We start from the raw sequence: 7235 nt of genomic DNA, 5'->3' as shown, positions 1-7235 counted from the left end.
AGCCGCCGCAACCCCATGTGCGACCCGGTCCGCGAGATCACCGTGCGCATCTCCACCGGCAAGATCCTGCGCATCCTCACCAACGACCTCGACGCCCCGGCCGAGGACATCGCAGAGCTCTACAAGCAGCGCTGGCAGATCGAGCTGTTCTTCAAATGGCTCAAGCAGAACCTGAAGATCCGCCACTTCATCGGCACATCCGAGAACGCCGTTCGAACACAGATCTTCGTCGCCCTCATCGCTTACATCCTGCTGCGCATCGTCCATGCAACCCAGCGCGCCATCCCCCAACCCCGCGCTTTTGCCCGCCTCCTGCGCCTCAACATCATGCACAAACGCCCAATCGCAAGCCTCGGCCAATCACCCAAAAAACCGCCAATCGAAACAACGCAGATGCAACTCCCAGGGCTCCAAACTTAAACCGGACAGCAGTGCCTTGTGCGGGGATCCAGCTTGAGGGCATCCGCGAGAATTGGAGGTTTGCCGCTGCTTTCGGCGCCGGATGGAGCCCCGCACAAGGCGGGGATGACCGCCGGGGGTCGGGATGACCACGGAGGGTGGGGTGGCGGATTGATGGCGCATTGATGACGCGGATGGGGATCGGGGTGGACGGCGCCTAGCTCAGGGGCCGCGAGGGCGTGTTTGCCACCGAACTGCAGCGGGCTTATGGGACCACGCTCAAGCTCTACCGCCCCGATTACTGGGCTCCTGCCTGCGCAGGAGCGGCGAGGGGCCTGTGGTCTCGACCGGCGATCAAGGGCGCAACAGGTTAGGGGTTAGGCGCCCCCTCCCCGTTACACTGGCGGCATGAGGTCCTTGGTCTTGTCGCGTTCGCGGTAGTTGAGGAAACCGGTAAGGTCGAGAGGGCCGCCTTCCTTGAACAGGGTCTCCGTCAGGCTGCTGCCGGTCATCTGGGCGACAAGCCGCGAGCCGCCGACCGCCCGGTCGAAGGGCCGCTCTTCCGGGACACTGGCAAAGGACGAGAGGAAAGATGCATCGAGCGCCGGCGCCTGGTCGGCACCCTCGGTGCGGAACAGCGCTTCGAAAGGGGCAGAGGTGTCGGCCGCCCGGAAGGCGTTGTCGACGCGCTGCGAGGCTTCGTCGGTGAAGGCCAGAACGGCCGTCGGCATCGGCTTGGCATCGGGAAGCGACGGGCCGGCCGGACCGGCGATCATGGTGAAGTTCTCGTGCTTGCTGACAAGATTGGCATAGACTTCGGACAGCGTGCGCGCACCGCCGGTCTTGTCGTAGAAGATCGAGCGGTTCGCCTTGGCCTGGGCCGGAAAGACCGAATCCGCGCGGGCCTCGGGTGAAACGCCGGCCCCGGTGATCAGCCGGGTCGCGCCATGGGCGCCAAGGAAATGCGCGATATAGAGTTCGCCCTCCGAAGCCGGACGGCCGAGTTTCTGCTGCAGGTAACCGGCGTTCTTCTGGGTCAAGGCGCCAGCCATCAGGGAGGAAACCTCCGGATCCTTGCGCAGGTTGAGGATCTCCTGCCGCATCTGCGGATCGGCGACGCGGTACTTGCCGCCTGCCGTCCGCTCGATCTGCGCGGCATAAGTCCCCAACCCATGCTGGCCGCCAGCTTCCTTGACCGTCTCCAGCCAGGTCTGCTCGACGAACTGGAACAAGCCGGTCGCTGACGAGGTCTTGGCCTCCGCAGCCGGCTGGAACGAGGATTCGCGGGCAGCCGTCTTCACCAGGTAGTCAAACGACGTCCCTGTGCTGGTGCTCGCTGTCTGGAAAGCCTGCTCGATCCGGGACGCGATCGAGGTGGTGTCTGCGACGCGCATGGTGCCCACTCCTCGATAGACTGTTAACTATGGTTAAGATCGCGTCATAATGGTTAACAAATCCTTAACGCATCTGTTGGGCGGCCTGTTTCTGACGTGTTTTCAACCGCTTCACCGGGTTTTCAGCCTGTCAGTTATGACAGGGAAAGACGGTCGATGCGCGCATGAGGGAGGGCCGGGCCAGGGTCAGCGGGCCGGAGAAAGCGAATCCGCCGGAATCGCGGCGCCTACCCGGAACCCATCGATCCGGTCAAGAATGCGCCGATCCATGCGGCCCCAGCTGGCCAGAGCCGAACGCTGGAACCAGTAGCTGACGACAAGATCATGAGACAGGCGGATATCGCGGAAACAGCGGGCGCTGCCATTGGCCGGCGTCAGGCACCGGGCGATGAAGCCATCCGCCCGCCCGGTCTCGAAGACGATCACATCATCGCCGGAACCGATCTTCTGCGACATGTCCAGCAGGGCAAGGCCGGCCGGACCCCGCGGGTCATGACTGGCGGCAAGCCGGCGATAGACACTGTCAAGCCGCTCCCCGAGCGTCGCGATCTGGCTCGAGGCAATGAGATCCACGGTGATCCAGGACGCCGGCCCAGTGGCCTCACCGGTGTAGCCGGACAAGGCGGGCCAGCTCAGGTCAAGCGACAGCCGGTCATGCTGGCTGCCGGCAACCCGTTGAGCCGGCTGGGGGATCATATTGGCTGGAATAGAGAAGCCATGGCGACCGACTGACACCGCGACTGGCCGCGGATCAGTCACGCGCGGATCAGCATTGGCCGCTTCGGTAACCCAGCCAGCTGCCAAGTTGACGACATAGGCCACGGACAGCAGCGCCAGGAGGCCGGTCATGGCAGCAAAATGAACGGGATTGCACCCGGTCGGGCGCGGCAGGGTTGACGGCAGCATCAGCGCGGCCTCCCCCTGCCCCGCCACACGGCTGTGCCACACCAAGCGTGCCATCGCGAGACGGACGGGTCAGAGCGGGACAGCGGGTCCGGGCGAGTGTTAACCATTCGTTAGGGTTTCTGTCCGGTTGGTGCCTTGCAGGGGAATCGGCACAGGGATTGCACTTGACCCTTCGAACTCATTACGGCAGGGTCTGTCGCAGTGGTTAACAAAGGGTTAACGCGTGTATTTCGAGCTCATCCTCGCCGTGTATATGGGCTGCGCCGGCTTTGTCGCCGCCGGAGTCCTTGGCAGTTTTTACCAGCTTCTGACCAACACCCCGCCGCGCTTTCACCTGCGGCTCGAAACCCTGGTCGGGACCGTCTCCTCTTGCCTGATGTGCGCCTTTGCCGGGCCGTTCATCATCATGCGCAACGCCATCCGGGGGCGCCGGATCGAAAACCGGCCCATCGGCTGGCTCGTGGCCTCCTCGACCATTGCCGGCATGTGGAGCATCTGCTCTGGCCTGGTGATGATGCGCTTTGCCGTCGGCTTCATTCACGGCATCTGACCCTTGCAGCTTTTCCGGGAGCCGGGCCATGCCACTCTACGCGCTTGACGGGATCAGCCCGGACCTGCCCGAGGACGGACAGTACTGGATTGCACCGGATGCCCAGCTGATCGGGCGGATCCGGCTTGAGACCGACGCGAGCGTCTGGTTTGGCGCGGTGCTGCGCGGTGACAACGAGTTGATCCTGGTCGGCCGCCGCTCCAACGTCCAGGATGGCGCGGTCCTGCATACGGACATGGGCTATCCGCTGACGATTGGCAGCAATTGCACGATTGGTCACAAAGCCATCCTGCATGGCTGCAGCATCGGCGACAACACGCTGGTCGGCATGGGTGCGACCATCCTCAACGGCGCCCGCATCGGCCGCAACTGCATCATCGGCGCCAATGCGCTGGTGGCCGAGGGCAAGGAAATCCCGGACAATTCGCTGGTCGTCGGCATGCCGGGCCGCATCATCCGCACGCTGGACGCCGAGGCCGAGCAACGCAACACGCAGTCGGCTGACGGTTATGTGCGCAACTGGCAGCGCTACCGCGCCGGGCTTGTCGCTCTCTGACCCGCATGGGTCTGATCCGCATGCGTCTGATCCGCATGGGTCGGGCCCTTGCGTTCGCAAGCCCCCCCTCTCCAGATCCTGCCCTTGAAAAAACCCGCCCTTAAAAAAGCCGACCTTGAAAAAACCCGGCCTTGAAAAAGCCAGGCCTTGAAAAAGGTGGAGCCGGCTTGCGGGGGCAAGCCGGCTCCGACGACCCGGTCGTGGTAGGGATGGGGAGGGTGGGGACGCGACCGGGCCGGATTGCGTCAGGAACTCCCTGAGAGAATTATCGTCCGATGCTCGCAACCGTCGTGACGCGGGTATCGGAAATCGCTGTCCACTGGACCGGACTGGTCGTCGACTGCCGCTTCACGAAGCGATAGGGCGTCGAATACCAGGGCAGGACGACCTCGATCTGGTTGTCCAGGATCACATCGCCCTGGTCGGTCCGCACGGTCAGCACCGCATGACCTTCGTTCTTGAGGTCCTTGACCACGGTGATCAGCAGCGCACTCGCCGGCCAGCCGGCCTTCAAAAGCTGGCGCTGCTTCTCAAGCACATATTCTTCACAGTCCCCTGCCCCATCGGTGGGATAGGTCCAGTATTCAACCATCCCGAACAATTCCTGGTCGGTCACCGGCCGGATTGCCTTGTTGACCTTGTCGTTGATGGCGATCAACTCGGTCCAGCGCTGCTCGGACAGCTTGACCACCACGGGCTTGTCCGTGCCGCCCTTGCAGGCCGACGGATTTTCGCTGCAGAAGGTCTGGTGGCCAACCGGCGCAGTTGCTGCGCCAGACATTGCCATGAACCTTCCTGGATTTGCTTGAGCCACTGCAGTCAACAGGAACGTCGAGGCACAGAAGGCTGCAAGCTTGAATACGGATTGCGTTTTAAAAGTCATATTGTCGCCCTCCCCAAGGCTGAGGACAACATGACATGGGCAATTTTACTTGATTATAAGTCGGGAGAGGGCATTTATGCCAAAGTAAATCTGTATTTTATTTAAATTTTACATTGGTTTTAGGCGAAGTTGATTAGAGTTTTCCGCGAATATGATTCAAATTCGAGCTATTCCGCGTCAAGCGCCTGAGGTTGCGACAGAATCCGGATTTTTCTGGCAACCGGACTGGCACTGCCAGGTCACTGCGGGCGGCGTTCTGGCCGCGTGCAAGGGCGCAAAAACGCGTTAGGAGAGTGGAAACCATCCCGGCAGATCGGCTCGTTTGGGCAAAACCGGCAAGGATTGCCGGTACCAGAAACGACAACAGCCGCCCGGTGGGCGGCTGCAGGAGGGTGACCAGAGCAAGGCAGATGCGGCGATCAGCCGGCCGGCGTGGTGTCTTCGCCGGAAATATGCTGCTCCAGCAGCGCCTGGTTCTGGATCACCGCGAACTCGACGGCAAGACCATCCTCGAGATGCCGCACGACACGGCCGCGCATCTTGCCAAGGCCAAGTTCCGTACCGATCGGCGGCCGCGCCGGGCAGGACAGCGCCGCGCCGGAGAGCGAAATATCGAGAATGCGGCACATGTAGGCCGTGCCATCCGGCAACACGATGCGGGTGACCGGGTTCTTCGGAATGAAGCGGTCATGCCGGCGATCTTCAGGAAGGTTGAGTTCATGCCGGTTGGCAAGCCACGTCAGCACCGAGGCCAGTTTGTCGCGCCGGCGCGGCGTGGTGTTGAGCGACACGGCAAAGCCGCCCTCGATGTCGCGCGCAATCACGCCCTCGACGCGGCCGATATGATCGAGATAGGCGACAACCTTCTCGCCAACCCGACCAGCGACGGGCGTGATCATGGCAAGGCCACCGGGCGACATGTTGACGACCTGGCAGGGATATTCCTGCCGGTTCTCGAGCATGAACCGGCCAAGGATGTTGACCCGCACGCGCTGATGGCGGCGGCGATCCGTGCCCCTGGCAGGTATATTCAGCGACAGTTTTGCGGCCTGCGCGGTCGCCATGGCTTGCCTGATCCCTTGTCCCTCGGCTTTTGATACAAAGCCGCAGCGCAAAGCTTAGGCAGAGGGAGTTAACATCCGGTGATTGCCGCAGCCCCTGTCAGGATTTACCACCATCAATGACAGTAAGGTGACGCACCTGGCGCGCGGCCCCCAGCATGGCCGGCGATATCATCGAGCCCTGGAAGCCGACGCCGAGATGGCCAGGCAGCGCGCCGACACGCGGCAAGGCGGGAACCGGGCTGCGTACGTCGCTGCCATGGCTGAGGAAATGCGGCCGCTCATCCGGCCAGATCAGACGCAGGCTGGAGATGGACTGGTTGAGGATCGGGTGAAGACCGAGCCAGTAGGGCCGCTCGAAATAGGCGCAGGCGCCCAGGATGCGGCTGCGGCCCTCGCCCGGCACCTGCAGCGGCAACAGCAGCATCTCCATCTTGAGCGCATGCTTGCGCTCGGTATGGCCATCGATGCCGAGCACGGCAGCGGCGGCGTCCTCGGTGATCGCGGCCAGCATGGTGGCCATCGCCTCGCGGTCCTGCTCGCCCCAGCCGCGCAGGAAATTGCGGCCCTTGAGTTCGCGGCAATGGGTGGAGCACAGGCGCGTTCCGGCGAGGCGGTAACGATAGGTGTCCTTGTCGACCGCCTCGAGAATGAAGGTGTCGCCAAGCAGGGTGCGGATGCGGCCAGGGTCGATCTCGGACCGGTTCGGGGCAATGCGGCTGCCGCGCAATTCGTCCCAGTACTGGTACAAGGTGCGGTTGATCGTGTGCTTCATGGTGGCCCAGGCCCTTCCCGGCGATATGTCCAGCCGCCGCCCCCGTCCCGGAGCGGGACAGGAACGGCAGCGAAAACGTTAACTGCCGTTTACCAAGCACGAGCCATGCCAGTCCCGGAGGCGCCCGGGTGAAGCTCTCCGAAAGGATTTGTTAAGGTTAACAGGATCTTTCACTTGCCGTTACGTTTGTTTGTGTCACCTTCTCGGGACAACGACCCGAGACCTGGAACAACAGGCCGGTCGTGCGGCGGTAGCTTTTGGCGGACAGACAGAGTTATGGGGAGCGCGGCGACGCGACAGGAGCAGCGCCCGTTGCCGGGAAACCGGCAGCGGGCGTTCTTCGTTCCAGACCGTGTCAGCCCCCCCTGAGACAGCAGGGCTATCGCATATGAAGTCTGGCACATAATCGATGTCAGGGACCGGGCCTAGAACCAAACCCTGTCGAAGCCTCTCCGCTCCCCTCCCCCTCGTGAGGAGGGGCTGGGGGTGGGGGGAACGGACTTAAATCCAGGTAACCTGCGTTCCTGACTGGGCGTGTATCGCGCAATTTGCGATCAAACGGCCGCCGTGCCCCCCCAAACCCCTCACCCCTCCCCACGAGGGGGAAGGAGGGCTTCGAGGCCTCGGGGACCGTCTGGCTACAAATGCATCCCCCCTGAGACAGGGTGTCATTTTGGGCCATAGCGCCCGTACCACGTTCCCCGAAAGGGC

Annotated in this window: 8 protein-coding genes; 3 read left to right on the top strand and 5 right to left on the bottom strand. The window is 62.8% G+C overall.

What is annotated here, in order from left to right:
* The coding region (locus tag ACTIFE_RS14435; RefSeq protein ID WP_439529855.1) for a transposase at positions 1-420 on the top strand (420 nt) is incomplete at its 5' end.
* Between the two features lie 374 nt (positions 421-794).
* On the opposite strand, the gene ACTIFE_RS14430 is transcribed toward ACTIFE_RS14435, so the two are convergent.
* Complete coding sequence (locus ACTIFE_RS14430; RefSeq protein WP_439529854.1) at positions 795-1793, bottom strand: lytic transglycosylase domain-containing protein; 999 nt, start codon at positions 1791-1793, stop codon at positions 795-797.
* A 186-nt stretch (positions 1794-1979) separates the two neighbouring features.
* The gene (locus ACTIFE_RS14425; RefSeq protein ID WP_439529853.1) at positions 1980-2699 is read right to left on the bottom strand and encodes a hypothetical protein; all 720 of its coding nucleotides are present in this window, start codon (positions 2697-2699) and stop codon (positions 1980-1982) included.
* Between the two features lie 223 nt (positions 2700-2922).
* Here ACTIFE_RS14425 and ACTIFE_RS14420 point away from each other — a divergent pair, with 223 nt between their 5' ends.
* Positions 2923-3249, top strand: a complete 327-nt coding sequence (locus tag ACTIFE_RS14420; protein WP_208983853.1) for a DUF6949 family protein — start codon at positions 2923-2925, stop codon at positions 3247-3249.
* Positions 3250-3277: 28 nt separating this feature from the next.
* Positions 3278-3805: a gamma carbonic anhydrase family protein gene (locus ACTIFE_RS14415; protein ID WP_439529852.1), complete on the top strand. Its 528-nt coding sequence runs from the start codon at positions 3278-3280 to the stop codon at positions 3803-3805.
* Positions 3806-4070: 265 nt separating this feature from the next.
* Here the strand turns inward: ACTIFE_RS14415 and ACTIFE_RS14410 are convergent, their stop codons facing one another.
* The 3 genes from ACTIFE_RS14410 to ACTIFE_RS14400 form a co-directional block, all read right to left on the bottom strand.
* Positions 4071-4592 (bottom strand): transglutaminase-like cysteine peptidase, encoded by a 522-nt coding sequence (locus tag ACTIFE_RS14410; protein ID WP_439529851.1) that lies wholly within the window; start codon positions 4590-4592, stop codon positions 4071-4073.
* A gap of 515 nt (positions 4593-5107) precedes the next feature.
* Positions 5108-5752, bottom strand: a complete 645-nt coding sequence (locus tag ACTIFE_RS14405) for a PilZ domain-containing protein (RefSeq protein WP_439529850.1) — start codon at positions 5750-5752, stop codon at positions 5108-5110.
* A 97-nt stretch (positions 5753-5849) separates the two neighbouring features.
* The gene (locus ACTIFE_RS14400) at positions 5850-6524 is read right to left on the bottom strand and encodes a PAS domain-containing protein (protein ID WP_439529849.1); all 675 of its coding nucleotides are present in this window, start codon (positions 6522-6524) and stop codon (positions 5850-5852) included.
* Positions 6525-7235: the final 711 nt, after the last annotated feature.

Source organism: Pannonibacter sp. (assembly GCF_051860505.1).
GTDB lineage: Bacteria > Pseudomonadota > Alphaproteobacteria > Rhizobiales > Stappiaceae > Pannonibacter.
The sequence above is the reverse complement of the archived record's forward strand: the minus strand, read 5'-3'. Positions and strand labels throughout refer to the sequence as shown.